Raw genomic sequence first — 26,347 nt, 5'->3', positions numbered from 1 at the left:
CCACGGCACCCGGAGCCGGGCAAGGACGCACGCCGACCCACTTCACCAGGCCGCGCGTTCGCTCCGACAAACAGTTACCCGAGCGTAACTTACTCGAGTATTACCGGCGTTAACTAACAGTGCTAGTTTTTCGCGCACCTGCAACGAAGCAGCGCGAGGAGTGAACTGTGAGCCGCTACAGAATCCGTCCGCGTTCCGCGTTCCACCGCTTGACCGCCGCCGCGATCGCCACCGCGGCCTGCGCCTGCGTCAGCGTGACCCAGGCCGACGCCACCGGGACTGATACCGAACCCGTCGTGTCCCGGGGAATCACCATCCCGGCCTTCTACACACCGCCCGCCCAACTGCCCGCCGCCAACGGCACCTTGATCCGGCAGGAGCCCCTCCCCCTGGGACTCTCGCTGCCCGGCCTCGACGGCCGGCCCCTGCCGGGCACCGCCACCCGCCTGATGTACAAGTCCACCGACTCGGGCGGCCACCCCGTCGCGGTGACCGGCGCCTACATCGAGCCGTCGGCGCAGTGGAAGGGCGACGGGCCCCGCCCCCTGGTGGCGGTGGCCTCGGGGACCATGGGCCAGGGCGACCAGTGCGCGCCCTCGTACGCCCTGGAAAACCCGCTCACCGTCAGCGGGGAGACCCTGTCCGTCGGCTACGACAACCTCGCGATCTACCGTCTCCTGGCCACCGGAGCAGCCGTCGTCGTCACCGACTACGTCGGTCTGGGCGCCACCGACCGGCTGCACACCTACGTCAACCGCGTGGACGAGGGGCGCGCGGTGCTGGACGCCGTCCGTGCGGCGCGTGCTCTCCCCGGTACGTCCCTCACCGCCGCCTCCCGCGTCGGCCTGTACGGCTACAGCGAGGGCGGCGGTGCCACCGCCTCGGCGGCCGAACTCCAGCCCACCTACGCGCCCGACATCCAACTCGCCGGCACCTACGCGGGCGCCCCGCCCGCCGACCTGACCGCCGTCATGAAGGGCATCGACGGGAGCGCCCTGGTCAGCGCCCTGGGCTGGGCGATCAACGGCTTCGCCCAGACCTACCCCGAGATGCGCAGCATCGCCGAGGCGAACCTCAACGACGCCGGGCGCAAGGCCCTCGCCGACACGTCGACCATGTGCGTCGGCGACGCGGTCATCCGCTACGGCTTCACCCGGAGCACCGCCTGGACGACCAGCGGCAAGTCCGTCGCCGACATCATCGCCGCCGAACCCGGCGCCCAGGCCGTCCTCGACGAGCAGCGCATCGGGACGCTCAAGCCGGCCGGTCCGGTCCGTGTGGCCACCGGCGTCCAGGACGACATAGTGCCGCACCGCCAGGCCCGCCAACTGGCCGTGGACTGGTGCCGCAAGGGCGGCAACATCACCTACGAGGCCGTCGACCTGCCCAACCTCGGCGACAGGATCCTCACCAACCACCTCGCCCCCCTCATCACCGACCAAGGATCAGCGATCTCCTGGCTCACCGACCGCCTGGAGGGCAAACCGACCACGTCCAACTGCTGGACGATGCCCGCCCAGCGCTGAGCGATCCATCCGGCGACCCGCCCACCCGGCCTCCGGACGGAGGCCGCAGCACAGGACGCAATACGGGGAATCCGGAACGGGAGAAATCCACCTGATGCGCTCCTCCCGGTTCGCCGTTGGCCACACCCCCCTGCGAGGGCGGCCAGCTCCTCCGGCTTCACAACCACGGCTCGTCTCGCTGCTCCTGCCCCCACACCCTGACCCCGGTCGGCTCCCAACCAAGATCCGGACCATACGCGGACCAGAACCCGAGCACCTCCCTTCCGATCCAACGTTCTCGCAGGTCACGGGCCCGCGCACGCTGTACCACCAAGAGACGAGGAACCTCCTAGGCACTCTCCGGCGCAGCACCTTCGGATCGGACGCAAGCGGCGCTGCCGAGAGAGAGCGGCGACAACGGAATCTTGTGGAACCTCAACAAGGCGGCAGTGTGAGCGACGCCGTCCCTCCGCAACGCCTGACTCGACCGCCAGCCAGGTCAGCATCGGTCCCGGCGCCACCGAACCTGCAAACGCCTCCGCAAGCCCCGAAGCTGGCAAAAGAGCCCCTCACCCGAGCCTGACGAGGCGTCAGCAAAGTCAGCATTAGGTCAGCAAGAGTCCTGCCACAGCCGCCCACAGACAGCCACACCGTGGAATCGCCAACCGCACCGGTCCGAGCCAGCCGGCTGTTTGGACGCCTCCCGGCAAGCAGGTGGAAGACAGTGAGAATCACCCGGCCGCCTTCCGCCTGCGGCCACCGACGCTGACGCGTTTCCGCAGGTCAACGCACTCTTCCTCGCGGTTTCAACGGCACCAGCGGCAACTCCGGTGCGGGCAGTGGAGCCCCGTCGTACCCCTTCACCTCCCCGAACCGGGAGCCTTCCATCCAGTCCTGGCGGGCCTGTACGATCTCTTCCTGAGATCGCCCGATCCAGTTCCAGAACATGATCAGCTCCTCCTCGAACGGCTCGCCGCCGAGAAGCATCAGTCCGGCGTCCGACTCCGCACGCAGCGGGAGTTCGGTGCGGCCGCAGCCGAGGTAGAGCATCGAGCCGGGCAGCACCGGCACGCCGTCCACATGGGCCTCGCCGGACATGGACAGGACGGCGTACTCGAAGTCCGGCTCCAGCGGGAGGCGTACGTCGGCGCCGCGCTCGAGGGTCAGGTCGGCGCCGACGATCGGGGTGTACGTCGTGCCGGGTGAGGTCGCGCCGTCGAGGCCGCCCAGGATCAGCGTGGCCCGCAGGCCCGGCGCCGTGACGACCGGCAGTTCGGCGTGGTGTTCGAAGTGCGGGTCGGTGTGGCGGTGACTGTCCGGGAGGGCGACCCAGAGCTGGGCGCCGTGCAGGAAGCGGGCGTGGGGCTTCGGGCTCTCCTCGGAGTGGCTGATCGCCCGGCCGGAGGTCATCAGGCCCAGTTCACGGGGGCGGATGGTCTGCAGGCTCCCGGTCGAGTCGCGGTGCAGCACCTCGCCCTCGTGCAGCCAGCTCACCGTCTGCAGGCCCATGTGCGGGTGCGGCGGCACCTGCATGCCGGGCTCGTCGGCGATGTCGTCGGGGCCGTAGTGATCGACGAAGCACCAGGCGCCGACCATGCGCCGCCCCAGGTTGGGCAGCAGGCGACGGACTTCGGTGGACTCGCCGAGCTTGACGCGGCGAGGGCTGAGAAGTTCGCGTACGGGCTCCGCCACGACGAAACCGCGGCCGCCGCAGATGGCAGGCACCGCCTCGCGATCAAGATTGCTCATGTCGCCCAAAGTAGCCCTGCCGGGGCCGCCGCGTCAGTCCGTCACCCGGCGCTGTCTCGATGCGGTTCAGAAAATAGTAGCCATGGATATAGTGTCCATGTAGTGTATCGAGCGTGAGCGAGGAGGTGTCGGGCATGAGCAAGGGTTCCGAGAAGGTCTCTCCCGGGTTTCTGGTGTGGCGCCTGTCCACGAAGTGGCGGGTCGCGGTCGACCGGGCCGTGACCCCGCTGGGGCTCACCCATGCGCAGTACGCGCTGGTGGCCTCGCTGTACGGCATGCAGCGCCGCGGAGAGCGCCCCAGTCAGCGGCGCCTCGCCGACCACACCGGGCTCGAACCGCTGTACGTCTCCAAACTGGCGCGCTCCCTGGAAACCGCCGGCCTCCTCGAACGCACCCGGGATCCCCGCGACCCGCGCGCGGTACAGCTGGCGCTGACCGAGCAGGGCCGTGAGCGGACCCAGCAGGCGATCAAGGTGGTCCAGGGGCTTCTGCAGCAGCTGCTGGCGCCGCTCGGCGGCCTGGACAGCGCGCGCACGCGGGAGTTCACGCGCGACCTGGCGACCCTGCTCGACGTACCTCTTGACCCGCTGGCCACCGACACCGAGTCCGACAAGGAGCAGTCATGACCACCACCACTCCCCTGGTCAACCCCCGAGTCATAGCTCTGGCCCACTACGCCGCCCGCGCGCTTCTGGAGGATGTACTGGCCCGGCACGGCGCGACGTTCCAGCAGTCCGTCACCCTCCGGCTCGTCGCCATCGCCGACGGACCGGTCGAGCGGGACGACGTCATCGACGGTGTCGTCGGCGCACTGAAGATCGACGCCGCTCAGGCGCACTCCGTGGTCGAGGAGCTGATCGCCGCGGGGCTGCTGGCCCCTCAGGAGCCGTCCCGGGTGCGGATCACGGACGCCGGACGGGAGCTGTACGACAGGACTTCCGCCGCAACCGCCCCCATTACCGGCCGGATCTACGCGGGCATTCCGACGGAGGACCTGGCCACCGCCGGACGAGTGCTGGCCCTCATCACCGAGCGGGCCAACGCCGAACTCGGCGCCATGGCTCGATGACCCAGTTGGGGATCTCGATGACCCAGTAGTGGAATATTGAACCACCGTGCTCCGTTGACGGCGTCGAAGTCGAAGGAGGTCACGAGTGGACACGACGTACTACGACCACGGAACACCGGCCGAGCGCTGGGAGCGCGCGCAGATGTTCTTCGACGCCAAGGACTACGCCGCTGCCGCGCGCGTCCTCGGCAGGCTGGTCGAGGAGGCGCCGCAGCAGACCGGAGCGCGGCTGCTGCTGGCGCGCGCCTACTACCACTCGGCCCAACTGCGGCGCGCGGAGGGCGAGTTGCGCGTCATCGTCGAGCACGACCCCGTCGAGCAGTACGCCCGGCTGATGCTGGGCCGCACTCTGCAACGGCAGGGGCGGCACGAGGAAGCCGAGCCGCACATGCGCCTGGCCTCGGCGCTGGCGGGCGACTTCGAGCAGCTCTGAACAGTGTGTTGGGGCCCGGTTCCCGGTTCCCGGTTCCCCCCGGAACCGGGCCCCAAGTCCTTCACCCCTGCAGCATCCCCCTAGTTCACTTCCGCGGGCGTCCGCTTCCCCCGCCGATGGGCTACCTCTCCGAGGACGACGTCGACGACGATGAACGCGGCCAGCGAGATGCCGAACAGCGGCACGAAGTAGCCGAGTACGGCGACGACCGCCACCAGCGGGACCAGGATCTGCGGGGGTACCTGCTGCCAGGCGCCGCGCGGGACGGGGCGGCCGAACGCGGAGCCGCGGCCGCGCTGCCACCACATGCGGTAGCCCCACACGATCAGCAGGATCAGCGAGAGCGCGAGCAGCATCAGGGCGATCTGGTTGACCAGACCGAAGAGGACACCGGTGTGCAGGTCGATGCCCCAGCGGGTCAGCTTGGCGAGCACCGGGTAGTCGGCGAACCGCAGCACATCGACGACCTCGCCGTTGGCCGGATCGATCGCGGCCGAGTCCTGCTTCGTCGGCCAGCTGCGCTGCACCTGCTTCACCACGTACGCGGACGAGGCGTCGGCGGGCGGCACGATCTCCACGGGGTCGCCCAGGCCCTCGGCGCGCGCGGCCGCCAGGACCTTGTCGAGGCCGACGCCGTGCTCGCCGCTTCCGCCGGTGCCCGCGGCGGCGCCGTGAGCGGCATGGTCGCCGCCCGCCGAGGCCGAGACGGACGGGGTAGCCTGGCCGAGCGAGGTGCGCAGCTCGTCGATGTTGGCGCCGGCGTACGCCGACCAGGTCAGGCCGGTGGCCGAGAGGAAGAAGAACCCGGCCGCGGCCCAGACGCCGACCGTGCCGTGCAGACCAAGTGTGCGGCGACGCCCGCTGGCGCCCCGCACCTTCCTGAGGGCGCGGCGGCGGGAGAACCACAGCACCAGGCCACCGCCCGCGATCACCCACAGCCAGCTCGCGGCGAGCTCGCTGTAGAGGCGGCCACTCTCGCCGAGGTGCAGGTCGCGGTGGAACTCGTCGATCCAGGTGCGCAGGGGCAACGCGCCGGTCGCGCCGTACTGTTCGAGGGCGCCACGCACCTTCGCGGTGTACGGGTCGACGAACACGGCGAGCGTGTGGTCGGCGTCGACGCCCTTGACGCCGGACAGCAGGACCCTGGTGGACGCGTCGTCCGCCGGGGAGGGCCGTATCGCCGAGACCGTGCCCTCGGGGTGGGCCTTGCGCGCGGCGGCGACCTGCTCGGATATCGGCAGCTTCTCGTCACCGACCGGGACGGTCATCTCGTGGGCGTACACGAGCTTCTCGGCTTGGAACGCGCCGGCGTACAGGAAGCCGGTGGCCGCGGCGACGAGCAGGAACGGTGCGACGAGCACTCCGGCGTAGAAGTGCAGACGCAGGATCAGCGGGCGCAGTGGTGCCCATCTGCGGGGCGCCGACGCCGGGGCGTCGGGCTGCGTCGCCTCCTCCGTGGCGGGCGAGGGAGCGGTGGACATCGGCGGCATCTCCGGGGCGTGGGACGGGGAGCGGGGACGTTTCTGTCTCTGCTGTAGCGGTCCAGTAGTCGGGCGGAGAGTCCGTCGAGTTCCAGGCTTGTTAAGTGGCGTACGTCACACAGGAGTCGGTGGGTTACGCGCGAGCCGTGGCATGCTGGCGCGATGGCAACTCCGAGCGATCGCGCACCCCTGGCCGAGCAGGTCGAGCAACTCCTCGCCACTGAGGGCCCGCTGACCATCGTGGCGGCCGGCGACCCGGTGCTGCGGCGTCCCGCCGAGCGCTTCGACGGCCAGCTGGACCCGGCACTGCTGGCCCGCTTCGTCGAGGCCCTCCGGATCACCATGCACGCGGCGCCGGGAGTAGGCCTCGCCGCACCGCAGGTCGGCGTGGGGCTGCGGATCGCGGTGATCGAGGACCCGGCACCGGTGCCACAGGAGGTGCGGCTGGCGCGCGGGCGGGTGCCGCAGCCGTTCCGGGTGCTGGTGAACCCGTCGTACGAGCCCGTCGGCGCCGGTCGGGCCGCGTTCTTCGAGGGCTGTCTGAGCGTGCCGGGCTATCAAGCGGTGGTGGCCCGCCACGCCGAGGTGCGGCTGACGGGCGAGGACGAGCACGGGCGTGCGGTCGACGAGGTGTTCGCGGGGTGGCCCGCCCGTATCGTGCAGCACGAGACGGACCACCTCGACGGCGTGCTCTACCTGGACCGGGCCGAGCCGCGCTCACTGTCCTCGAACCAGGCGATCGCGGAGCGCTGGGCCGAGCCGACACCGGCGCGGGCCGCCGAGGCGCTGGGCTTCGAGCTGCCCTAGGGGAGAAAAATCGCAGGCGTCCGACACGGCGCCCGCGTTACCCTGACCGCATGTCTACGCCCCGAATTTCCTAGCTGAGGACCCGCTTACACGCCACCCGTGTGTCCTCTTGCTTGTTCGGAGCGTCTTCTCATGATCACCGTAAGTGGTGTCGACGTGCGCGTCGGCGCGCGTCTGCTGCTGTCCGGCATCTCCTTCCACATCTCCCCCGGCGACCGCATCGGCCTGGTCGGCCGCAACGGCGCCGGAAAGACCACCCTGTTGAACATCCTGGCGGGCACGGTGCGCCCGGCCGCCGGGACGGTCACCCGCACCGGCGAGGTCGGCCATCTGCCCCAGGACTCGCGCGCCGCGGACCCGACGGTCACCGTCACCGACCGCATTCTGTCCGCGCGGGGCCTCGACGGAGCCGTGCGCGCCCTGCGCCGTGCCGAGGAGGCCATGGCCGACGGCACGCAGCGCGCGATGGACGCCTACGTGCGCGCCGAGGCCCGGTTCCAGGCCGCCGGCGGTTACGCCGCGGAGGCCGAGGCGGCCCGGGTGGCCGCGGGTCTCGGGGTTCCCGCCCGGCTGATGGACCAGCCGTTGGGCGCGCTGTCGGGCGGGCAGCGGCGTCGCGTGGAGCTGGCCCGCATCCTCTTCGCGGAGCACGGCACCCTGCTGCTGGACGAGCCGACGAACCATCTGGACGCGGACTCGGTCGCCTGGCTGCGCACGTTCCTGACGAACCATCAGGCCGGGCTCGTGTTGATCAGCCACGACACGTCACTGCTCGCCGGCGCGGTGAACCGGGTCTTCCACCTGGATCCGCAGCGCGCCACGATCGACGTCCACAACACGGGCTGGGACGTCTATCTCGCCCAGCGGGAGGCCGACGAGCGGCGCAGGGCGCGCGAGCGGACGAACGCCGAGCGCAAGGCGGCGTCGCTGCACGCGCAGGCCGGAAAGATGCGGGCCCGTGTGTCGACGGCCGTGGCCGCGAGGAACATGGCCCGCCGCGCCGACCGTATGCTCGCCGATCTCGAACCGGTCCGCCGCACCGCGAAGGTGGCGAGGATCCGGCTGCCCGAACCGGCGCCGTGCGGCCGGATCCCGCTCGGCGCGATCAGTTTGACCAAGTCGTACGGCGGCCATCGCGTCCTGCGGGGCGTGGACCTGGCGGTCGACCGAGGCAGCCGCCTGGTCGTCCTCGGCCCCAACGGTGCCGGAAAGACCACCCTGTTGCGCATCCTCGCCGGTCAGGCCAGGCCGGACGGCGGCCGGGTGGTCCACGGGCACGGGTTCCGTCCGGGCTACTTCGCCCAGGAACACGACACGCTGGACGGGGAATTGACCGTGAGTGCGCAGCTGGCGTCCGCAGCGCCGCATCTGACGTACGGCGAAGTGCGGCGCGTCCTGGGGTCGTTCCTGTTCACCGGGGAGGACGCCGACAAGCCCGTCGGGGTCCTGTCCGGCGGCGAGAAGACCCGTCTGGCGCTGGCGGGCCTGGTGCACTCCGGGGCGAACGTCCTTCTCCTGGACGAGCCGACCAACAACCTGGACCCGGCCTCCCGCGCCGAAGTCCTGGCCGCGGTGGGCACGTATCCCGGCGCGATCGTCATGGTCACCCATGACGCGGGCGCCGTGGCGGCGCTGCGCCCGGACCGGGTGCTGCTGCTGCCGGAGGCGGACGAGGATCTGTGGAGCGAGGAGCATCTGGAGCTGGTGTCGGCGCATTAGCCGGCAGCGGTGAGCAGCAGGTGCCGGGTGCGACCACCGATGGCCCGGCGGTCGCACCCGGCACCAACTCCCCTGCCGAGGAAGTCAGTTGTCGCGGTACGACTCCAGCAGCCGCAGCCACACCTCGCTGATCGTCGGATACGACGGAACCGCGTGCCACAGCCTGCTGATCGGTACCTGGCCGGCGACGGCGATGCTTGCCGAGTGGATGAGTTCGCCGACGCCGGGGCCGACGAAGGTGACACCGAGGAGGATCTCGCGTTCCAGGTCGACGACCATGCGGGCGCGGCCCCGGTAGCCGTCGGCGTACAGGCCCGCGCCGGCCACCGAGGAGAACTCGACGTCGACGGCGCGGACGCGGTGGCCGGCCTGTTCGGCCTCCGCCAGGGACAGGCCCACGGCGGCGGCCTCGGGGTCGGTGAAGACGACCTGCGGGACGGCGGCGTGGTCGGCTGTCGCGGCGTGGGCGCCCCAGGGGTGGGACTCCAGGTGGGGCACGCCGGAGGCGCGGGCGGCGATGGCCGCGCCCGCGATGCGGGCCTGGTATTTGCCCTGGTGGGTGAGGAGGGCGCGGTGGTTGACGTCGCCGACCGCGTACAGCCATTCGCTGCCGGTGACGCGGAGGCTGTCGTCGACCTCCAGCCAGGAACCCGGTTCCAGTCCGACCGTGTCCAGGCCGATGTCGTCGGTGCGCGGGGTACGTCCGGTGGCGAAGAGGATCTCGTCCGCCTCGATGCGGTCGCCGCCGTCGGTGACGACCAGGACGGCGCCGTTCCGGCGGGTCACCGCCTCGACGGAGGTGCCGGTGCGGACGTCGACGCCCGCCTCGGTGAGCGCCTCGGCGACCAGTTCGCCGGCGAAGGGCTCCATGCGGGACAGCAGGCCCTTGCCGCGGACCAGGAGCGTGACCCGGGAGCCCAGGGCCTGCCAGGCGGTGGCCATCTCGGTGGCGACCACGCCGCCGCCTACGACGACCAGCCGGCCGGGCGCGGCCTTCGCGCTGGTGGCCTCGCGGCTGGTCCACGGCTTGACCTCGGCGAGGCCGGGCAGGTCGGGCAGCTGGGCGCCGCTGCCGGTGCAGACGACCACGGCGTGCCGGGCGGTCAGGACGTGCCGTACGCCGTCGGGGCCGGTCACCTCCAGGGTGCGGGGCCCGGTGAGGCGCCCGTGGCCGCGGTAGAGGTCGGCGCCGATGCCGTCCAGCCACCCGACCTGGCCGTCGTCCTGCCAGTGCGAGGTGTATTCGTCCCGTCGGGCGAGGACCGCGGCGGCGTCGAGGGGGCCCTGTACAGCCTGGCTGAGGCCCGGCAGGCGGCGGGCGTCCGCCTGGGCGATGACCGGGCGCAGCAGCGCCTTGCTCGGCATGCACGCCCAGTACGAGCATTCGCCGCCGACCAGCTCGCTCTCCACGACCGCGGTGGAGAGGCCGGCCGCACGGGTACGGTCGGCGACGTTCTCCCCCACGGGCCCGGCCCCGAGCACCACGACGTCGTATGCGATGGAATCCGTTTCCGTCATGGGGTCAGTCTTACGGGTGGTGTGCGGCCTGGCCACACGGGTATGCGCGCGGAAATGCGACGGAATACGCAGCCGTACGGTCGTGTTGTCGCCGACGGCTTCGCCCCGACACCAGGAAGAGGGAATACGCCATGAGCAGCACCGTGGAGCTCACCAAGGAGAACTTCGACGAGACGGTCACGGACAACGAGTTCGTCCTGATCGACTTCTGGGCGTCCTGGTGCGGGCCGTGCCGTCAGTTCGCCCCGGTCTACGAGAAGGCGGCCGAGGAGAACCCGGACCTTGTGTTCGGCAAGGTCGACACCGAGGCGCAGCCGGAGCTGGCCGCCGCCTTCGGCATTCAGTCGATTCCGACGCTGATGATCGTCCGTGACCGGGTCGCCGTGTTCGCGCAGCCCGGGGCGCTGCCCGAGGCCGCCCTGGCGGACGTCATCGGGCAGGCCCGCAAGCTCGACATGGACGAGGTCCGTCAGGCGGTGGCCGCTCAGCAGGCGCAGGCCGAGCAGAACGGCCAGTAGGACGCCGTCCGGGAAGCAGTCGCTTGAGAACCGGGAAGCAGTTGCTTTAGAAGGGGTACGCCGCCACGTCGCCGCGCACCGTCGTCCAGCGGACGTCGGTGAACGCCTCCAGGTTGGACTCGCCGCCGAACCGGGCTCCGGTGCCGGAGGCGGCGATGCCACCGAAGGGCGCGACGGCCTCGTCGTTCACGGTCTGGTCGTTGATGTGCACGATGCCGGTCGGGATGCGCTCGGCCAGGTCGAGGCCGCGGGCGGCGTCACCGGTGACGATGCCGAGGGAGAGGCCGTAGGAGCTCGCCGCGGCGAGGGCGGCGGCCTCGTCGACGGTGGTGAAGGGGCGTACGGGCGCGACCGGGCCGAAGACCTCCTCGGCGTACGCGGGGGTCTGCTCGTCGACGCCGGCGAGCACCGTCGGCCGGTAGAAGAGCTGCTCGTGGGTGCCGCCCGCGGCGAGCTTGGCGCCCCGGGACGTGCTGGCCTCCACCAGGCCGTGCACCTTGTCCAGCTGACCGGCGTCGATGAGCGGGCCGAGGTGGACCTCGGCGCGGTGCGGGTCGCCCACGGCGAGGGAGTCGGCCTTGGCCGCGAGCCGCTCGACGTACTCCTCGTACAGGGACTGGTGGACGAGGTGGCGGCCGGTCGTCATGCAGATCTGGCCCTGGTGGAAGAAGGAGCCCCAGGCGGCCGTGGAGATCACCGCGTCGATGTCGGCGTCCTCCAGCACGATCAGGGCGGAGTTGCCGCCCAACTCCAGGTGGGCGCGCTTGAGATGACGTCCGGCGGCCTCACCGACGGCCCGGCCCGCGGCGGTGGAGCCGGTGAAGGAGATGACGGGCACGCGCGGGTCGGCGACCAGCGCCTGGCCCACCTCCGCACCGCCCGGCAGGACGTGCAGCAGCCCCTCGGGCAGACCGGCCTCCGCGAAGACCGCGGCCAGCGACAGGCCGCCGCACACCGCCGTGCGCGGGTCCGGCTTCAGCACGACCGCGTTGCCGAGCGCGAGGGCCGGGGCGACGGAGCGGATGGAGAGGATCAGCGGGGCGTTGAACGGGGAGATCACGCCGACGACGCCGACGGGGACCCGGCGCGTGTATGACAGCCGGGGCGCCTCGCTGGGCAGGATGTGCCCGGCCGGGCGGGAGGCGAGGGCGGCGGCCTCGTAGCACTCCTGGGCGGCGACGTGCAGTTCGAAGTCGGCCTTGCCGGCGATCGACCCGGACTCACGGACGAGCCATTCGCGCAGTTCGTCGGCGTGCGCGGCGAACAGGTCGCCGGCCTTGCGGAGCACTGCGGCGCGCACGAAGTGCGGCAGGCGGGCCCACTCGGCCTGGGCGGCGCGGGCGGCCTCGGCGGCCGTGCCGACGTCCTCGGCGCCGGCCAGGGTGACGGTGCCGAGCGTGTCGCCGGTGGCGGGCTCGGTGACGGCGTACTCATCTCCCGACAGGGAGCTGGACTGCCAGGCCTTCGGGTCGAGCAACGGCATTGCGACTCTCCGTTCGATCACCGGCGGGACTCACATGGGCAGCGGAAGTCCCGAGTAGTTCGCCGCCAGTTCGGCGGCGGCGTGGCGGGATGCGGTGATCCGGCGCAGACGTGCGAGCTGCATCCGGTCGTCGAACGCACCCCCATTTGGTTGAGTGTGCAACATCCTAGTCATGTCGTCCGAGAAACGGGTGGCCTGCCACACGCGCTGAAGGCACAACTCCGAGTACCTGTCGAGGAGTTGCGCGTCCCCTGTGCGGTGCAGCCGGACGAGGCCGCGGGCCAGGACCCGTACGTCCGAAACGGCGAGGTTGAGACCCTTGGCGCCCGTCGGCGGGACGATGTGCGCGGCGTCCCCGGCGAGCAGGAGCCGTCCGTGGCGCATCGGTTCGTGGACGTAACTGCGCATCGTCGTGACGGACTTGGTGGTGATGGGGCCGCGGTCGAGGGTCCAGTCGGCGTCGATGGCGAAGCGGGCGGCGAGTTCGTCCCAGATGCGGTCGTCGGGCCAGTCGTCGGGGTCGGTGTGGTTGGGGACCTGGAGGTAGAGCCGGGAGACCGAGGCTGAGCGCATGCTGTGCAGCGCGAAGCCGCCTTCACCGCGTGCGTAGATCAACTCGTCGCAGGACGGCGGCACTTCGGCCAGGACCCCGAGCCAGGAGTACGGATACTCGTGCCCGTACGAGCGGCTCACCTCGGCCGGGAAGGCGTCGCGGGAGATGCCGTGGAAGCCGTCGCAGCCGGCGACCCACTCGCAGGTCAGGGTCCGCTCGCGACCCTCGTGCAGGAACCGGACGACGGGCGAGGCGCTCTCCGGCTTCTCGACGGCGAGCGCCTCCGCCTCGAACAACAGCGGTGGCCCGTCGGCGAGTTGCAGCGCCACGAGGTCCTTCACGATCTCGGTCTGGGCGTAGATCGTCACCGTCCGGCCACCGGTCAGGGCCGGGAAGTCGATGTGGTGGCGTTCCCGCTCGAAGCGCAGCTCGATGCCCTGGTGCACCAGGCCTTCGGCCACGAGCCGCTCGGCGGCGCCGGCCTCGCGCAACGCGTCGACCGTGCCCTGCTCCAGCATCCCGGCCCGCTGGCGCTGCTCGACGTACTCCCGCGTGCGGCTCTCCAGGACGACGCAGTCGATGCCGGCTCGGTGCAGCAGGCGGGCGAGCAGGAGTCCGGCGGGGCCGCCTCCGATGATGCCGACGGTCGTGCGCATGTCCCGCCTCCCCTGGGTTAGCTGGATTCGCGGTGCACCACCGTCGCTCCCAGCACCTTGTGCGTCTCGGGTGCGGCACCGGGGTTGCGCACCGCGCGGTCGACCAGCTCCGCGAGCTCGCGGCCGGACGGCAGCTCGATGTGCACGGTGCTCAGCCTAGGCCGCAGCAGCCGTCCGAGCATCAGGTCGTCGGCGCCGATGACGGCCGTGTCGGCTGGGACGCGGACACCCTCGTCCCGCAGGGCGCTCATCAGCAGCATCGCGTACTCGTCGTTGTAGGCGAACACGGCGTCGAGGCCGAGGTCGCGCCAGCGGGCGGCGAGCCGAGCGGCGGAGTCCTCCGTGTAGGCGAGGGGCAGCTCCGTCACGGTGGCGTCCGTGCCGTGCAGGGCGCGGCGTACGCCTTCGAGGCGGGGCGCGGAGAACGACTCCAGGCCGGCCTCCTCGGGCACCACGACGCCGATGCGGCGCCGGCCTCGGTCGTACAGGTGGCTGCCCGCGCAGTGGCCCACGGCCTCGTAGTCCATCAGCAGGGCGTGGGCGCCCTCGACGGACTCGGGGCCCAGCGAGACCACGGCCCGGGCGCCGGAGCGCTTGAGCACCGTCACGCCCTTCGGACCGAGGCCGGAGCCCGACACCAGGACGGCGACGGGGCGCAGCTCCGCCCAGGCGCGGGCGGCCTCGTCGCCGTGCAGGCCGACGCTGCCGTGCTGCACGACGGTGTAGTCGAGGCGGCCGAGCGCCAGCTGGAGGTCGCTGAGGAAACGGCTGTAGAGCGGGCCGACGGGGAAGCTCGGCGCGGGCATCAGGACCATACGGCTGTGCCCGGCGCGCAGGCTGCGGGCCGCCGCGTGCGGGACGTAGCCGAGTTCCTTCGCGGCCTCGTGGACGCGTCGGCGCGTGGGTTCGCTGATCCGGACGGCGCTGGTGTTGTTCAGGACGTAGGAGACGGTCGCGCGCGAGACGCCGGCGAGGCGGGCCACATCGGCGCTCGTGGGTACCGAGCGCTGTGCGGGGGAAGCGGGCGCGGGCGTTTTCGGTATCTGCACCATGACGTACGGCATCTTTGCAGAACCTGTGAGCGGGGCTCACTCAGGGTCTCCCCATGCTCACACGCCGGTGCGGGTCACGCGGTCGACCAGGTCGAGCCAGCCCTTCTCCAGCCGCTCCATGGACATACCGCACTGCCTGGTCAGGTGGTTGATCAGGGCGGGGTCGAGGTACGCCATGAGCGTCTGGGCGAGGAGATCGCAGTCGGCGTCCGGCAGGGTCTGCCGCAGCAGCATCGTGACGTGTGTGTGCAGCGCCCGGGCCGAGGGGTGGGAGTAGCGGCGGGTCGGCTCCGGCTGGGCGGCCAGTTGCAGGTCCAGCTGCTCTGCCGACCGGTACAGCACCGCGATGCCGAACGCCCGCAGCCGCTCGACCGGGGGTGCCCCGGGGCCCAGCGGCGGCGGGCCGCCGAGGAAATCGGCCTGCAGCTTCTTCGCGGAGTGGTCCAGCAACGCCGTCAGCAGCCCCGTGCGGTCGCCGAAGCGTCGGAAGACCGTCCCCTTGCCCACGCCGGCCTCGGCGGCCACGGCCTCCATGGTGACCCCGGCCGCACCGTGCTCCGCGATCAGCCGTGCGGCGGCCTCCAGCAGCCGGGCGCGGTTGCGGGCCGCGTCGGCGCGCAGGCAGGGCTCGTCGGGGGCGGAGCCGACCTCCAGCAAATGTGGCTTGTCGACGGGCTCCTGGGGCTGCGGGAACGGTGGCAGGGCGGCGGACATGAAGCCAGCGTAAAGCATCGGGAATGAAACTGGACCGCGGTCCGGTTAAGGTGCTAGAAACGTAACCGGACCTCGGTCCGGATCGTTACGGCAGTGTTTCAGCATCCTTGGAGTTCGCATGTCTGTTCGCATCCTCGCCCTCGTCGGCAGCCTTCGCGCCGGTTCGCACAACCGTCAGCTGGCCGAGGCGGCCGTCAAGCTCGCTCCCGAGGGCGCTGAAGTCGTGCTCTACGAGGGCCTGGCCGAGATCCCGTTCTACAACGAGGACATCGACGTCGAGGGCAGCGTCCCCGCCGCAGCCGCCAAGCTGCGCGAGGCCGCGCTGACGTCCGACGCGTTCCTGCTCTTCTCCCCCGAGTACAACGGCACCATCCCGGCCGTGCTGAAGAACGCCATCGACTGGCTGTCCCGCCCCTACGGCGCGGGCGCCTTCGGCGGCAAGCCGGCCGCCGTGGTCGGCACCGCCTTCGGCCAGTTCGGTGGTGTGTGGGCGCAGGACGAGACCCGCAAGTCCCTGGGTGTGGCCGGCGCCAAGGTACTGGAGGACGTCAAGCTCTCCATCCCCGGCTCGGTGACCCGCTTCGCCGAGACGCACCCGGTCGACGACGCCGAGGTCGCCGCCCAGCTGACCGAGGTCATCGCCCGCGTCCACGGGCACGCGGGTGAGGCGGCCGCCGCCTGATCGGACCGGACGCCCCCGAGAGGCCGGAGCCCAGAGCCCCGGCCTTTCGTCATGCCGGGCCACGCGGTCGCGCCAAGCCACCGCGTCATGCCAGGCCTGCTGCACGCCAAGCCCCCCAGGCGCATGCCCAGCCACCGCCTCACTTCACGCAACCGCCCCGACCGCAAGCTCCCGCAGCTCCCCCAGTGCCGCCTTCACTGCCGGGCGTTCCCGGCAGCCTCGGCGGGTGCAGGTGAGTACCTTGCGATGCGGGTCGCCCGCGCAGCGCACCCGCATGATCGGCAGGTGAGGGGTCAGCTGGGCCAGCCGTGGGATCATGGCGACGCCGAGCCGGTGGGCGACCAGGTGGGCGATGACGTTCCAGTCCCGCGCGTGATGGACCACGTCGGGGGTGAAGCCGGCCGCCCCGCACGCCGACATCAGATGCGTGCGACAGGGATTCCCCGGCACCGGCGCGATCCAGTCCTCGTGCGCCGCCTCCGCGAGGTCGACACGCCCGCGTCCGGCCAGCGGATGGTCGTCGGGGACGACGAGGTCGTACGGGTCGTCCAGCAGCGGCTGCTGGTCGAAGCGCGCGTCGCTCAGCGGCGGGTTGTGCGGGGTGACCTCCACCACGGCCAGGTCGACCTCCCCCTGGAAGAGCTGGTCGAAGCTCTCCGGCACCCCCGTCTCCTCGATCCGTACGGTCAGCTGCGGATGCAGCTCCCGCAGCCGTACGACCATCGGGGCCAGCAGCACCGACACGGCCATGGGAAAGCCGCTGACGCGCAGTTGCCCGGAGGGTGCGCTGTACTCGGCGCGCAGGTCGAGCTCGGCCGCCTCCCAGCGCTCGGCGATGGCGTCCGCGTGCGCGAGCAGAGTCTCGGCGGCCGCGGTGAGGCGCACCCCGCGGCCCTGCGGTTCCAGCAGGTCGACACCGAGATCGCGGGCCAGTTGCCGGATCTGCTGGGAGGCGGCGGAGGGCGTGAAGTGCAGGGCGCGGGCGGCCGCGGTGACCGTGCCGTAGTGGGCGACCGCCCTGAGGACATGCAGTCGGCGCAGGTCAATCATGAAGCCCACGCTTCATGGTGACGTCCGGAAAGTCAACCTGGACGTGTACGAAGGCGCACCGCACCCTGGGTGGTGTCGCGACGGTCAACCAGCCACGAGGTACGAGGAGTCGCCATGACCAGCACGACCAGCACGACCGGCACCGCCTGCCCGCACTGCGGGTGGCCCGACGGCGCCGACCCCTTCCAGGTGGTCTCCCGGCACAGCACCGCGGCGGGCAGCACGATATGGACGCGGTGCGGCTGCGGCTCGTTGCAGGTCCGGGTCGTCGACTCCCGCGGGATGCGGATCGTCTCGCGCAGCCGGCCGGCCGACGCCCGGTCGGACGCACCGTGCCGTTGAGCAATGCTGATCAGTCGAGTTCGGCCAACCGCCGGACCGCCGGAGCCGCGAAGTCCTCGATGAACGCCGCCGGTTCGCCGGTGCGCGGGCCGAGGATCACCGTGTCGATGCCGAGCTTCGAGTAGTTCGCGATGTCCCGGGTGAAGGCGTCGAGGTCACCCTCGGCGGCCGCCTCGCCCATGTAGAGGACGGTCTTGCGGATCTCGTCGTAGTCGCGCCCCTCGGTGTCGCAGTGGCCGCGCAGCACGTCGAGCTTGTGCCGAACCTCCTCCGGCGAGGTGGTGAACAGGTTGCACGCGTCGCCGTAGCGGGCCACCAGTCGGAGCGTCTTCTTCTCCCCTCCCCCGCCGATCATGATCTCGGGATGCGGGGCGCTGATCGGCGCGGGCACACACAGGGTCTCGGCCAGCCGGTAGTGCTTGCCCTCGAAGGGGCCGTTGGCCTGCGGGTCCCACATCTGGAGGCAGATCCGCAGGGTCTCCTCCAGTCGCTCGAAGCGCTCGGCGACCGGCGGGTAGGGCACGCCGAGCCCCTCGTGTTCCCGGCCGTACCAGGCCGCGCCGATCCCGAGGGCGGCCCGGCCGCCGGACAGGACGTCGAGCGAGGTGGCGATCTTGGCGAGGAGGCCGGGGTGGCGGTAGGTCACGCCGGTCACCAGGGCGCCCAGGCGGACCGTGGAGGTGTGGGCGGCGAGATAGCCGAGGGTCGTGTAGGCCTCCAGCATGGGGTCCTCGGCGCGGTCGTTGAACTCCATCTGGAAGTAGTGGTCCATCACCGACAGCCAGCTCAGCCCGGCCGCCTCGGCGGCGGCGCCCGCGGCGGCGAGTTCGCCGCCGAGCGCGGCGCCGCCTCCGGGATGGTCGAACCGATTGATGTGCACGCCGACCCGCATGTCCTGTCTCCGTTCACCAGGGCCTTGCACCGACCCTGACGACGCTAGAACTTCGAGCGCTCTCGAAGTCAACCCCGGCCGGCGAGCCGGTCCCCGAGTTCGGTGCGCCGGTACAGCACCCGCCGTCCGTCCCGGGCCCGGGTGACGAGTCCCGTCGCGTGCAGCACCTTCAGGTGCTGGGAGACCGCGCTCGGCGTCACGCCGAGGCGGCGGGCGAGCTCGACCGTGGGCAGCGGTTCGGCGAGCAGCCGCAGGACGGTGGTGCGGGGTGCGCCGAGCAGTGCGGTGAGGGCGGAGGTGTCGGGCTCAGGCTCGGGTTCCCACAGGGTCGCGGCGCCCCGGCTCGGATAGGCGAGCATCGGGGGTTCCTCGGCGCTGACCGGGGGCGCGGGTTTGTGCGCGAACAGGGACGGCACCAGGCGCAGCCCGCGCCCCGATCCGTCCACCTCGTGCCGTCCGATCATCTGGTCGACGCGCAGGACACCGTCGCGCCAGCGCACGTTGCGGTGCAGGTCGGAGAAGAGCAGGTGGGCGCCGCCCGTGGCCAGCTGCCGGGCGCGGTGGGTGATGTCGGCCTCCAGTACCAGCCGCATCCGTGGCCAGTCCGGTCGTATGGCCAACTCCCAGTATCTGAGCAGCAGTTCGCACAGTTCCTCCATCAACTCCGCCATGGGGGCGTCGCCGGGTGCGGTGATCTGCCGCAGGGCGTCCGGGAGAGGGTGCGGGGCATGGGTCGTGAGCAGGTCGCGTCGTACGAGATCCGGTGGCGTCGCCCGTACGACGGCGAGCTGGTCCTCCAGCGCGGGCGCGAAGGTCGTCGGGCGCGGGGTCAGGAAGTCGGGCAGGGTCAGGTTCTGTCCCACCAGGGCCCGCAGCAGCCGGGCGTCGGCGGGGGCGAGACGATCGAGCACCGAGCGGCGCCACGAGGTGTGCAGGGGGAAGAGGGCGGGGGCGCGCAGGGCCCGCAGGCTGCCCATGACCTCGCGCAACGGCGAGATCGCGAACCGGGTGTCCGCGAGGTCGTCGACGTCGAGCAGGAAGCTGATCATTAAGCCCCGGGCTTCATCCGTTGGCAACCGGCCGTCGTCGCCGTGGACTTCGGCGTATGACGGATCACAACCACCGGCAGACTACCTCCGCGATCACGCTGCTCGCCTTCGCGTGCGGGGTCGCCGTGGGCAATGTCTACTTCCCGCAGGCGATCGGCCCGTTGGTGGCGTCGGGACTGGGTGTCTCCCCCGACGCGGCCGCCACGGTGGTCACCGCGACCCAGTTCGGCTACGCGGCCGGCATCTTCCTGCTGGTCCCGCTCGGCGACCGGCTGCGCCCGCGCCGGCTGCTCGTCACCCTGCTCACGCTGACCGGCCTCGGCCTGCTCGCCGCGAGCACCGCGCAGGGACTGATGCCGCTCGTCGCCGCGAGCACCCTCGTCGGTGCGGCGACCGTGATCGCCCCGCTCGCCGGTCCGCTGGCGGCCGGCCTGGTACCCGCCGAGCGGCGCGGCGTCGTCAGCGGCACCCTGCTCAGTGGCGCCCTCGCCGGCATGCTGCTGTCCCGCGCGGTGGGCGGCGCCCTCGGCGACTGGCTGGGCTGGCGGGCGCCGTACGTCCTCGCCGCCGCGCTTTCCCTCACGGTCGCCGCCCTGCTGGCCCGCCTGCTGCCCGCACTGCCCCAGGCCGCCGCGGCGCCCTACCCGGCACTGCTCGCCGCGCCGCTGAGGCTGCTGCGCACCGAGCCCGAGCTGCGCCGCTCGTGTCTGTACCAGGCGACGGTGTTCGCCGGGTTCTGCGCGGTGTGGACCGGGGTGGCGCTGCTGCTCACCGGCCCGGTGTACGGCATGGACGCGACGGCGGCCGGACTGCTGGCCCTGGTCAACGCGGCGACGATGCTGTGCACGCCGGTCGCGGGGCGGCTGGTGGACCGCGAGGGCTCGGACCGCGTGAACCTCGCGTGCTTCCTCGTGGTCGGCGTGTCGGCGGTGGTGCTGGCCTTCGGCGGTCTGGGCGGCGTACTCGGGCTGACCGCGCTGGTCGTCGGCACGCTGCTGCTCGACATCGGCATGCAGTCCGGGATGGTCGCCAACCAGGTGCGGATCTACGGCCTCGGCGCGGACGTCCGCAGCCGTCTCAACACCGCGTACATGACCTGCGCCTACCTCGGTGGCACGGTCGGCTCCTGGCTGGGCGCCCGCGCCTATGGCCGCTTCGGGTGGACCGGCGTGTGCGCACTGGTCGCGGGCCTCACGGCCGTGGCGCTCGCCCGCCATCTGAGCAGCCCGCCGCACCGGGCGCTCGTCTCGGTCGGGCCCCGCGCGATCGCTTCGGCGAAGCTGCGCGAGGCCGCCGAGGACGACCGGAACAGGCAGGCCCATCGATGTCCGGCGCCTTGACGGCGGACGCCATGGACAAGGCGCCGAGCTGCGCCCGCTACCCCACGCGTTCCGACGCCGCCTGCTCCTGCTTCTTCGACGCGCGCAGGCTGGTCACCGTCGTGACCGTCAGGACGAGCACGATGAAGCCGAGCGAGAAGGGGATGCTGATCTCGGGAACGTGTACGCCGGACTCGTGCAGTGCGTGCAGCACGAGCTTGACGCCGATGAAGCCGAGGATGATCGACAGGCCGTAGCTGAGGTGGACCAGCTTCTTCAGCAGGCCGCCGATGAGGAAGTACAGCTGCCTGAGGCCCATCAGGGCGAAGGCGTTGGCGGTGAAGACGATGTACGGGTCCTGGGTCAGCCCGTAGATGGCGGGGATGGAGTCGAGGGCGAACAGCACGTCGGTGGAGCCGATCGCCAGCATCACGACCAGCATCGGGGTCATGATCCGCTTGCCGTTCTCGGTGATGAACAGCTTCGTGCCGTGGTAGCGGTCGGCCACGCCGAAGCGCTCCTCCGCCATCTTCAGCAGCTTGTTCTCCTGGTACTCCTCCTCGTGCTCCTCCTTGCGGGCGTCCTGGACCAGCTTCCACGCGGTCCAGATCAGGAAGGCGCCGAAGAGGTAGAACACCCAGGAGAACGCGGAGATGATCGCCGCGCCGGCCGCGATGAAACCGGCGCGCAGCACCAGGGCCATGATCACGCCGACCATCAGAACGCGCTGCTGGTACTGCGAGGGAACCGCGAACTTCCCCATGATCAGGACGAAGACGAAGAGGTTGTCGACGCTCAGCGACTTCTCGGTGATGTACCCGGCGAAGAACTCGCCCGTCGGCTTGCCACCCCCGTAGAGGAACAGCCCGAGGCCGAACAGACAGGCAAGTACGATCCAGACGACCGTCCATGTCCCCGCCTCCCGGATGGAGACGTCGTGGGGTTTGCGACCGATGAAGAAGTCCACGGCGACGAGCGCGCACAGGGCGACGACGGTCAGCAGCCAGACGGAGAGGGAGACGTTCACGGGTAGTACTCCTGGTGCAGGTGGGGCCTTGACAGCGTTGTCGCCGCTGGTGATGACTTCCACCTACGACAGGTGAACAGCGGGTCATGTCATGGCAATGTCCAGGCCACGCAGATGCCACCCGCCGTGCGGCGGGCAGGTTCCGCCGTACGGCGGCCCTCCGGTCCGGTCCGGCGCACAGATCATGACGACAGAGCCGCCGGGCATCCACGTGCCCCCGTGTGAGGAGAAGCCATGACCAAGGTCCCGCCCCCGTTCGATCCCGAGCTCGCCGCCGCCCTGGAGCTCATCAAGGACGTGATCTCGCCCGGCCTCACGATGGACGAGATAGCCGACATCCGCCAGGGCCCGGGGATCCAGATGCTGGCCCAGCTGGATCTGACCATGGACGGCTTCTTCGAGGTCGAGGACAGGGTGGTGCCGGGTCCCGAGGGCGCGCCGGAGATCTCCCTGCTGATCTGCCGGCCGACCACCCCGGCGCAGGCGGGCCCGCGGCCGGTGATCTACCACGTGCACGGCGGCGGCCTGGTCATCGGCAACAACCGCGTCGGCGTCGACGTGGCCCTGGCCTGGGCGAAGGAGCTGGACGCGGTCGTGGTGTCGGTGGAGTACCGGCTCGCGCCCGAGCACCCGTACCCGGCGCAGATCGAGGACGTGTACGCCGGTCTGGAGTGGACGGCGAAGCACGCCGGCGAGCTCGACGGCGACCCGCAGCGGATCGTCGTCGCCGGGGCGAGCGCCGGCGGCGGGCTGTCCGCGGCGCTGGCGCTGCTGACCCGGGACCGCGGGGGCCCGGAGCTGATCGGGCAGTTGCTGATGTGCCCGATGCTGGACGACCGCAACGACAGCCCCTCCGTGCACCAGATGGCGGGCCTCGGTGTCTGGGACCGTACGGCCAACGAGACCGGCTGGACGGCGCTGCTCGGTGAGCGCCGCGGCGGCCCCGATGTCCCGGCGTACGCGGCGCCGGCCCGTGCCGAGGATCTGTCCGGGCTGCCGCCGGCCTTCCTGGACGTCGGCTCGGCGGAGACCTTCCGGGACGAGGTCGTCGCGTATGCCTCGCGGCTCTGGCAGGCCGGTGGGGTGGCCGAGCTGCATGTGTGGCCGGGCGGCTTCCACGGCTTCGACGGGTTCGCTCCGCAGGCGGCGCTGTCGCAGGCTTGCCGGGGGGCGCATCTGGCTTGGCTGAAGCGGCTGTTGAGCAGCTGAAACGTCGCCTACTCGGCTGCCGAGGTCCGTAAGCCCGCGGGTGCGGGTCGCAGGTGGCTTGTCGTGCAGTTCCCCGCGCCCCTTGGTGGGACACCTTCCCCGGCATTTTGAAGCGGATGCCCATCGATGCTCCCCACACTTGACCCCGTACCGCACCATGGGCCTATGAAAGAGCTGGCCGGGCGCCTTACCGCGCTCGATCCGGATGCCGGTGCCGCCGTCCGGGTCATCGCGTACTTCGATCGGCTCGCCGAGTCGCGGGCGGGGCTCGAGGCGCTGGTGCGCGGTGCCGCCGTGCTGGCCGGGGTGCCGGCGCGGCTGGTGGACGCGGATCGGCGGGTGCATGTCCGGGTCGAGACCGACGGGACGCGGCGGGAGAGCGAGCTGCCGCCGGATGCCGCCTGGCCGTCCGCCGCGCTGACGCCGGGCGGTGCTCCGGCGCTGTGGCTGGAGCGGGCTCAGGAGGCGAAGCCGAGTGTCGTCGACGCGGTGATCCTGGAGCGGGCCGCCGGGGCGATACGGCTCGTTCTCGACCGGACGCGCGGGCGGGCGCCGGCCGATGACCCGGCGCTCGTCGAGACCGTCCTCGACGCCACGGCTCCGGAGGCGGCCCGGCTGCACGCGGCCCGCCGTCTGGGGCTCGACCCCGCCGCTCCGGCCCGTGTCCTCGCCCCGCTGGAGGGCCGTCCCCGGATCGTCCCCGCGCAGCCGGACGCCGAGCCGCCCGCCGGGCGCGTGGGGGTGGGTCCCGCCGTACCGGTGCTCGACCTGCCGCGCTCCTGGTCGCAGGCCCGCATCGCACTGCGGTTCACGGCCGAGGGCACCGCGCAGGACCCGGGCCCGGGCGTCGTGCACGCGGACGAGTTGGGCGATGTCGCCCTCCTCGCCGGCCTCGTCGTCCCGGGCGCCGAGTCGCCGCCCGACGTCCAGGCCCTGGAGGCGGCCGCGGCGGCCGCGCCCTGGCTGCTCGTCACGCTGCACGCCGTCGCCTCGACGGTGAGCCTGCGGGCGGCGGCGGCCGAGATCAACGTCCACCACTCCACCCTCCAGGAGCGGCTGGCACACGCCGAGCACCTGCTGGGCTGGCCGCTGCGCACGCCACAGGGCCGGTTCAGGCTCGGGCTGGCCCTGGCGATGCGGCACCTGGCCCGGACCTAGGACAGGCCTCGGCCCCAGCGGGCGGCCGCCGTCACCGGAACTCGTGCACGACCTCGATCGTGCCGACGATGTGGGCGTTGAACTCGTCGAGCTGCTCGGCGGGCACCCACAGCTCGAGGATCGTCTCGCCGCCCGCCTGCTGGACGGGGTACCGGCGCAGGAACTCCGACTCGACCTCGAACCGGGTCACGAAGCCGGCGCCGTCGTGCTTGACGTTCCAGTCCCGGGCGATCTTCACCGCGTAGTCCTCGTTGAGCACCGGGTAGAAGATCGGCTGCTCGGGCAACCGCGGCGGCCAGGCACGCCAGTTGAGTGCGCGAACCAGGTCCAGCTCCTTGGGGCCGGTGGGTCGCCACAGGGTGGTGGTCGGGGGCGGGCTGATCATGGGAGGGGACGATACCCACGCCGCGAGCGCGACGGCCACGGAGATTCATGGAGTTCCGCGGGGTGTCGTGGGGTGTCGCCCAATGCTTGCAGGCGCGCTCTACACGCATTCGCTGGAAATTTCACGTATGGCCTATCCTGGATGTCATTCACTTCGGGACAAAGGACACCGGCGCCATGACCGCCACGGACCCCGCGCTCACCGCCCTCGCCCAGGGCTGGTGCGCCCTCTCCCTGCTCCACGGGAGGATCGAGGCGCACATCGAGCGCGCCCTGCAGACCGGGCACGACCTGAGCGTGCGCGAGTACTCCCTGCTCGACGTACTCAGCCGCCAGCACGACGGTGAAGGCGGGCACCTGCAGATGAAACAGGTCGCCGACGCCGTCGTCCTCAGCCAGAGCGCCACCACCCGGCTCGTCACCCGCCTGGAAGACCGCGGCCTGCTCTCCCGCTACCTCTGCCCCACCGACCGCCGCGGCATCTACACCGACGTCACCGAAGCAGGCCTCACCCTCCTCGAAGAAGCCCGCCCCACCAACGACACAGCCCTGCGCCAGGCCCTCGACCAAGCCGCGCAAAACCCCGAACTGGCCCCACTGGTCCGGGCCGTGGAGACACTTCGCGCACCTGTCTGAGGTCGCGCACCCCAGGCGCTGCCCGCATGCGCGATACATGCACTGACATGCGTTCATTGACGCGATCTCCGTTGTGCCCGTACACATGGCCTCTATGAGCGCGCCACACCTTCCCCTGTCCGGCATCACCGTCGTCAGCCTGGAGCAGGCCGTGGCCGCCCCGTACGCCACCCGGCAGCTCGCCGACCTCGGGGCGCGTGTGATCAAGGTCGAGCGGCCCGGGGACGGCGACTTCGCCCGCCGGTACGACACGACGGTGCACGGTCACTCCAGCTATTTCGTGTGGCTCAACCGGTCCAAGGAATCCCTCACCCTGGACCTCAAGGACCCCCGGGGCCGCGAGGTCCTGCATCAACTCCTCGACGACGCCGACGTGTTCGTGCAGAACCTGGCGCCGGGCGCCGCCGACCGCCTCGGACTGGGTGTCGAGGCCCTCGGCGAGCGGTGGCCGCGGCTGATCCCGTGCACGATCTCCGGGTACGGCACGTCCGGGCCGTGGGCCGAGCGGAAGTCGTACGACCTGCTGGTGCAGTGCCAGACGGGGCTGGTCTCGCTGACCGGGACCCCCGACGAGACCGCGCGGGTCGGTATCTCCGTCGCCGACATCGCCGCCGGGATGTACGCCTACAGCGGCATCCTCACCGCCCTGTTCACGCGCGCCACCACGGGCACGGCCCACCCGGTGGAGGTCTCCCTGTTCGAGGCGCTGGCGGAGTGGATGGGCCAGCCCGCCTACTACACGCAGTACGGCGGCACCCAGCCCCAGCGTCTGGGCACCCAGCACCCCACCCTCGCGCCGTACGGTGCCTTCACGGCCGCAGACGGGAATCAGGTGCTGTTCTCCATCCAGAACGAGCGCGAGTGGGCCGTCCTGTGCGCGCAGTTCCTCGGCCGGCCCGAGCTGACGGACGACCCGCGCTTCGCCACGAGCTCCGCCCGCGTGGCCCACCGCGACGAGCTGAACGCCGTCGTCGCCGAGCGCTGCGCCCGCTCCGACGCCGAGGAGATCCTCAAGGACCTGGAGTCGATCAACATCGCCTGCGCCGGGGTCAACGACGTCGCCGCGTTCCTGGACCACCCCGTCCTCGCCGCCCGCGACCGCTGGCGTGACGTGGCCGTGCCCGGTGGCGCGACGGTGCAGGCCCTGCTGCCGCCGGCCGACCTCGCGGGACTGCCCGCGCGCATGGAGCCGGTGCCGGCGGTGGGCGAGCACACCGAGGCGATCCTCGCCGAACTCGGGCGTACCGGCGAGGAGATCGAGGCCCTGCGCGCCGACGCCGTCATCTGAGAGGGGCGCGGCGCCGGGGCGTCGAGGCAGCAGGCGTCACCACGCACCTTCGAG

26 protein-coding genes are annotated in these 26,347 nt (G+C 71.5%); 14 read left to right on the top strand and 12 right to left on the bottom strand.

The features are described from left to right. The first annotated feature begins 167 nt into the window (after positions 1-167). A complete protein-coding gene (locus tag EHO50_RS33410) occupies positions 168-1,526 on the top strand; it encodes a lipase family protein (protein WP_128434985.1) in 1,359 nt (452 codons plus the stop codon). A 762-nt stretch (positions 1,527-2,288) separates the two neighbouring features. Here the strand turns inward: EHO50_RS33410 and EHO50_RS33405 are convergent. After that, entirely contained in the window at positions 2,289-3,254 is a 966-nt protein-coding gene (locus EHO50_RS33405; protein ID WP_128434984.1) for a pirin family protein, read from the bottom strand. Between the two features lie 134 nt (positions 3,255-3,388). Between EHO50_RS33405 and EHO50_RS33400 the strand changes: the two genes are divergently transcribed. The 3 genes from EHO50_RS33400 to EHO50_RS33390 all read left to right on the top strand — a co-directional run bounded on the left by EHO50_RS33400 (position 3,389) and on the right by EHO50_RS33390 (position 4,756). Continuing rightward, entirely contained in the window at positions 3,389-3,880 is a 492-nt protein-coding gene (locus EHO50_RS33400) for a MarR family winged helix-turn-helix transcriptional regulator (protein WP_128434983.1), read from the top strand. Continuing rightward, a complete protein-coding gene (locus EHO50_RS33395) occupies positions 3,877-4,323 on the top strand; it encodes a winged helix DNA-binding protein (protein ID WP_128434982.1) in 447 nt (148 codons plus the stop codon). Before EHO50_RS33400 ends, EHO50_RS33395 begins: the two co-directional genes overlap by 4 nt. Positions 4,324-4,408: 85 nt before the next feature. Continuing rightward, entirely contained in the window at positions 4,409-4,756 is a 348-nt protein-coding gene (locus EHO50_RS33390) for a tetratricopeptide repeat protein (RefSeq protein ID WP_128434981.1), read from the top strand. Between the two features lie 80 nt (positions 4,757-4,836). Here the strand turns inward: EHO50_RS33390 and EHO50_RS33385 are convergent, their stop codons facing one another. Beyond that, positions 4,837-6,237 (bottom strand): PepSY-associated TM helix domain-containing protein, encoded by a 1,401-nt coding sequence (locus EHO50_RS33385; protein WP_128434980.1) that lies wholly within the window; start codon positions 6,235-6,237, stop codon positions 4,837-4,839. A gap of 162 nt (positions 6,238-6,399) precedes the next feature. Here EHO50_RS33385 and EHO50_RS33380 point away from each other — a divergent pair, with 162 nt between their 5' ends. Together EHO50_RS33380 and EHO50_RS33375 are read left to right on the top strand one after the other, a co-directional pair. After that, positions 6,400-7,044 (top strand): peptide deformylase, encoded by a 645-nt coding sequence (locus EHO50_RS33380; protein WP_128434979.1) that lies wholly within the window; start codon positions 6,400-6,402, stop codon positions 7,042-7,044. Between the two features lie 132 nt (positions 7,045-7,176). Next, on the top strand, positions 7,177-8,763 hold the full coding sequence (locus EHO50_RS33375) for an ABC-F family ATP-binding cassette domain-containing protein (protein WP_128434978.1): 1,587 nt from the start codon (positions 7,177-7,179) through the stop codon (positions 8,761-8,763). A gap of 84 nt (positions 8,764-8,847) precedes the next feature. Here the strand turns inward: EHO50_RS33375 and EHO50_RS33370 are convergent, their stop codons facing one another. After that, the gene (locus tag EHO50_RS33370) at positions 8,848-10,281 is read right to left on the bottom strand and encodes a dihydrolipoyl dehydrogenase family protein (RefSeq protein WP_128434977.1); all 1,434 of its coding nucleotides are present in this window, start codon (positions 10,279-10,281) and stop codon (positions 8,848-8,850) included. Positions 10,282-10,412: 131 nt separating this feature from the next. Between EHO50_RS33370 and trxA the strand changes: the two genes are divergently transcribed. After that, the gene (trxA, locus tag EHO50_RS33365; protein WP_128434976.1) at positions 10,413-10,799 is read left to right on the top strand and encodes a thioredoxin; all 387 of its coding nucleotides are present in this window, start codon (positions 10,413-10,415) and stop codon (positions 10,797-10,799) included. A 46-nt stretch (positions 10,800-10,845) separates the two neighbouring features. On the opposite strand, the gene EHO50_RS33360 is transcribed toward trxA, so the two are convergent. From EHO50_RS33360 to EHO50_RS33345, 4 genes are read right to left on the bottom strand one after another with little or no spacing between them, the layout of a single operon-like run. Then, positions 10,846-12,282 carry an aldehyde dehydrogenase family protein gene (locus EHO50_RS33360; RefSeq protein ID WP_128434975.1) on the bottom strand — a complete coding sequence of 479 codons (1,437 nt, stop codon included), beginning with the start codon at positions 12,280-12,282 and terminating at the stop codon, positions 10,846-10,848. Positions 12,283-12,312: 30 nt separating this feature from the next. Further along, on the bottom strand, positions 12,313-13,491 hold the full coding sequence (locus EHO50_RS33355; protein ID WP_128434974.1) for a 4-hydroxybenzoate 3-monooxygenase: 1,179 nt from the start codon (positions 13,489-13,491) through the stop codon (positions 12,313-12,315). A 17-nt stretch (positions 13,492-13,508) separates the two neighbouring features. Beyond that, positions 13,509-14,555, bottom strand: a complete 1,047-nt coding sequence (locus tag EHO50_RS33350) for a LacI family DNA-binding transcriptional regulator (RefSeq protein WP_128434973.1) — start codon at positions 14,553-14,555, stop codon at positions 13,509-13,511. 45 nt (positions 14,556-14,600) lie between these two features. Beyond that, complete coding sequence (locus tag EHO50_RS33345) at positions 14,601-15,275, bottom strand: TetR/AcrR family transcriptional regulator (protein WP_128434972.1); 675 nt, start codon at positions 15,273-15,275, stop codon at positions 14,601-14,603. 100 nt (positions 15,276-15,375) lie between these two features. Here EHO50_RS33345 and EHO50_RS33340 point away from each other — a divergent pair, with 100 nt between their 5' ends. Further along, positions 15,376-15,939, top strand: a complete 564-nt coding sequence (locus tag EHO50_RS33340; RefSeq protein WP_128434971.1) for an NAD(P)H-dependent oxidoreductase — start codon at positions 15,376-15,378, stop codon at positions 15,937-15,939. A gap of 144 nt (positions 15,940-16,083) precedes the next feature. Here the strand turns inward: EHO50_RS33340 and EHO50_RS33335 are convergent, their stop codons facing one another. After that, positions 16,084-16,989: a LysR family transcriptional regulator gene (locus EHO50_RS33335; RefSeq protein ID WP_128434970.1), complete on the bottom strand. Its 906-nt coding sequence runs from the start codon at positions 16,987-16,989 to the stop codon at positions 16,084-16,086. A gap of 114 nt (positions 16,990-17,103) precedes the next feature. Between EHO50_RS33335 and EHO50_RS33330 the strand changes: the two genes are divergently transcribed. Next, positions 17,104-17,331 (top strand): hypothetical protein, encoded by a 228-nt coding sequence (locus tag EHO50_RS33330; protein ID WP_128434969.1) that lies wholly within the window; start codon positions 17,104-17,106, stop codon positions 17,329-17,331. 10 nt (positions 17,332-17,341) lie between these two features. Here the strand turns inward: EHO50_RS33330 and EHO50_RS33325 are convergent, their stop codons facing one another. Both EHO50_RS33325 and EHO50_RS33320 read right to left on the bottom strand, forming a co-directional pair. Further along, positions 17,342-18,223: an LLM class F420-dependent oxidoreductase gene (locus EHO50_RS33325; RefSeq protein ID WP_128434968.1), complete on the bottom strand. Its 882-nt coding sequence runs from the start codon at positions 18,221-18,223 to the stop codon at positions 17,342-17,344. 68 nt (positions 18,224-18,291) lie between these two features. After that, the gene (locus EHO50_RS33320; protein WP_128434967.1) at positions 18,292-19,272 is read right to left on the bottom strand and encodes an ArsR/SmtB family transcription factor; all 981 of its coding nucleotides are present in this window, start codon (positions 19,270-19,272) and stop codon (positions 18,292-18,294) included. Between the two features lie 56 nt (positions 19,273-19,328). On the opposite strand from EHO50_RS33320, the gene EHO50_RS33315 reads away from it, so the two are divergent. Next, positions 19,329-20,612: an MFS transporter gene (locus EHO50_RS33315; RefSeq protein WP_128434966.1), complete on the top strand. Its 1,284-nt coding sequence runs from the start codon at positions 19,329-19,331 to the stop codon at positions 20,610-20,612. A gap of 37 nt (positions 20,613-20,649) precedes the next feature. On the opposite strand, the gene EHO50_RS33310 is transcribed toward EHO50_RS33315, so the two are convergent. Beyond that, entirely contained in the window at positions 20,650-21,618 is a 969-nt protein-coding gene (locus tag EHO50_RS33310) for a TerC/Alx family metal homeostasis membrane protein (RefSeq protein WP_128434965.1), read from the bottom strand. 234 nt (positions 21,619-21,852) lie between these two features. On the opposite strand from EHO50_RS33310, the gene EHO50_RS33305 reads away from it, so the two are divergent. Next, positions 21,853-22,827: an alpha/beta hydrolase gene (locus EHO50_RS33305; protein WP_128434964.1), complete on the top strand. Its 975-nt coding sequence runs from the start codon at positions 21,853-21,855 to the stop codon at positions 22,825-22,827. Positions 22,828-22,992: 165 nt separating this feature from the next. After that, on the top strand, positions 22,993-23,985 hold the full coding sequence (locus tag EHO50_RS33300; protein ID WP_128434963.1) for a helix-turn-helix domain-containing protein: 993 nt from the start codon (positions 22,993-22,995) through the stop codon (positions 23,983-23,985). A gap of 31 nt (positions 23,986-24,016) precedes the next feature. Here EHO50_RS33300 and EHO50_RS33295 read toward each other — a convergent pair whose 3' ends face one another. Further along, a complete protein-coding gene (locus tag EHO50_RS33295; RefSeq protein ID WP_128434962.1) occupies positions 24,017-24,370 on the bottom strand; it encodes a hypothetical protein in 354 nt (117 codons plus the stop codon). A 176-nt stretch (positions 24,371-24,546) separates the two neighbouring features. Between EHO50_RS33295 and EHO50_RS33290 the strand changes: the two genes are divergently transcribed. After that, complete coding sequence (locus EHO50_RS33290) at positions 24,547-25,005, top strand: MarR family winged helix-turn-helix transcriptional regulator (RefSeq protein ID WP_128434961.1); 459 nt, start codon at positions 24,547-24,549, stop codon at positions 25,003-25,005. A 94-nt stretch (positions 25,006-25,099) separates the two neighbouring features. After that, positions 25,100-26,293 (top strand): CaiB/BaiF CoA transferase family protein, encoded by a 1,194-nt coding sequence (locus tag EHO50_RS33285; RefSeq protein WP_128434960.1) that lies wholly within the window; start codon positions 25,100-25,102, stop codon positions 26,291-26,293. Positions 26,294-26,347: the final 54 nt, after the last annotated feature.

It is taken from the genome of Streptomyces cyaneus (genome assembly GCF_004028635.1).
Lineage (GTDB): Bacteria > Actinomycetota > Actinomycetes > Streptomycetales > Streptomycetaceae > Streptomyces > Streptomyces cyaneus.
Note: the sequence above shows the minus strand (reverse complement) of the source record. Positions and strands in the feature narration are given on the sequence as shown.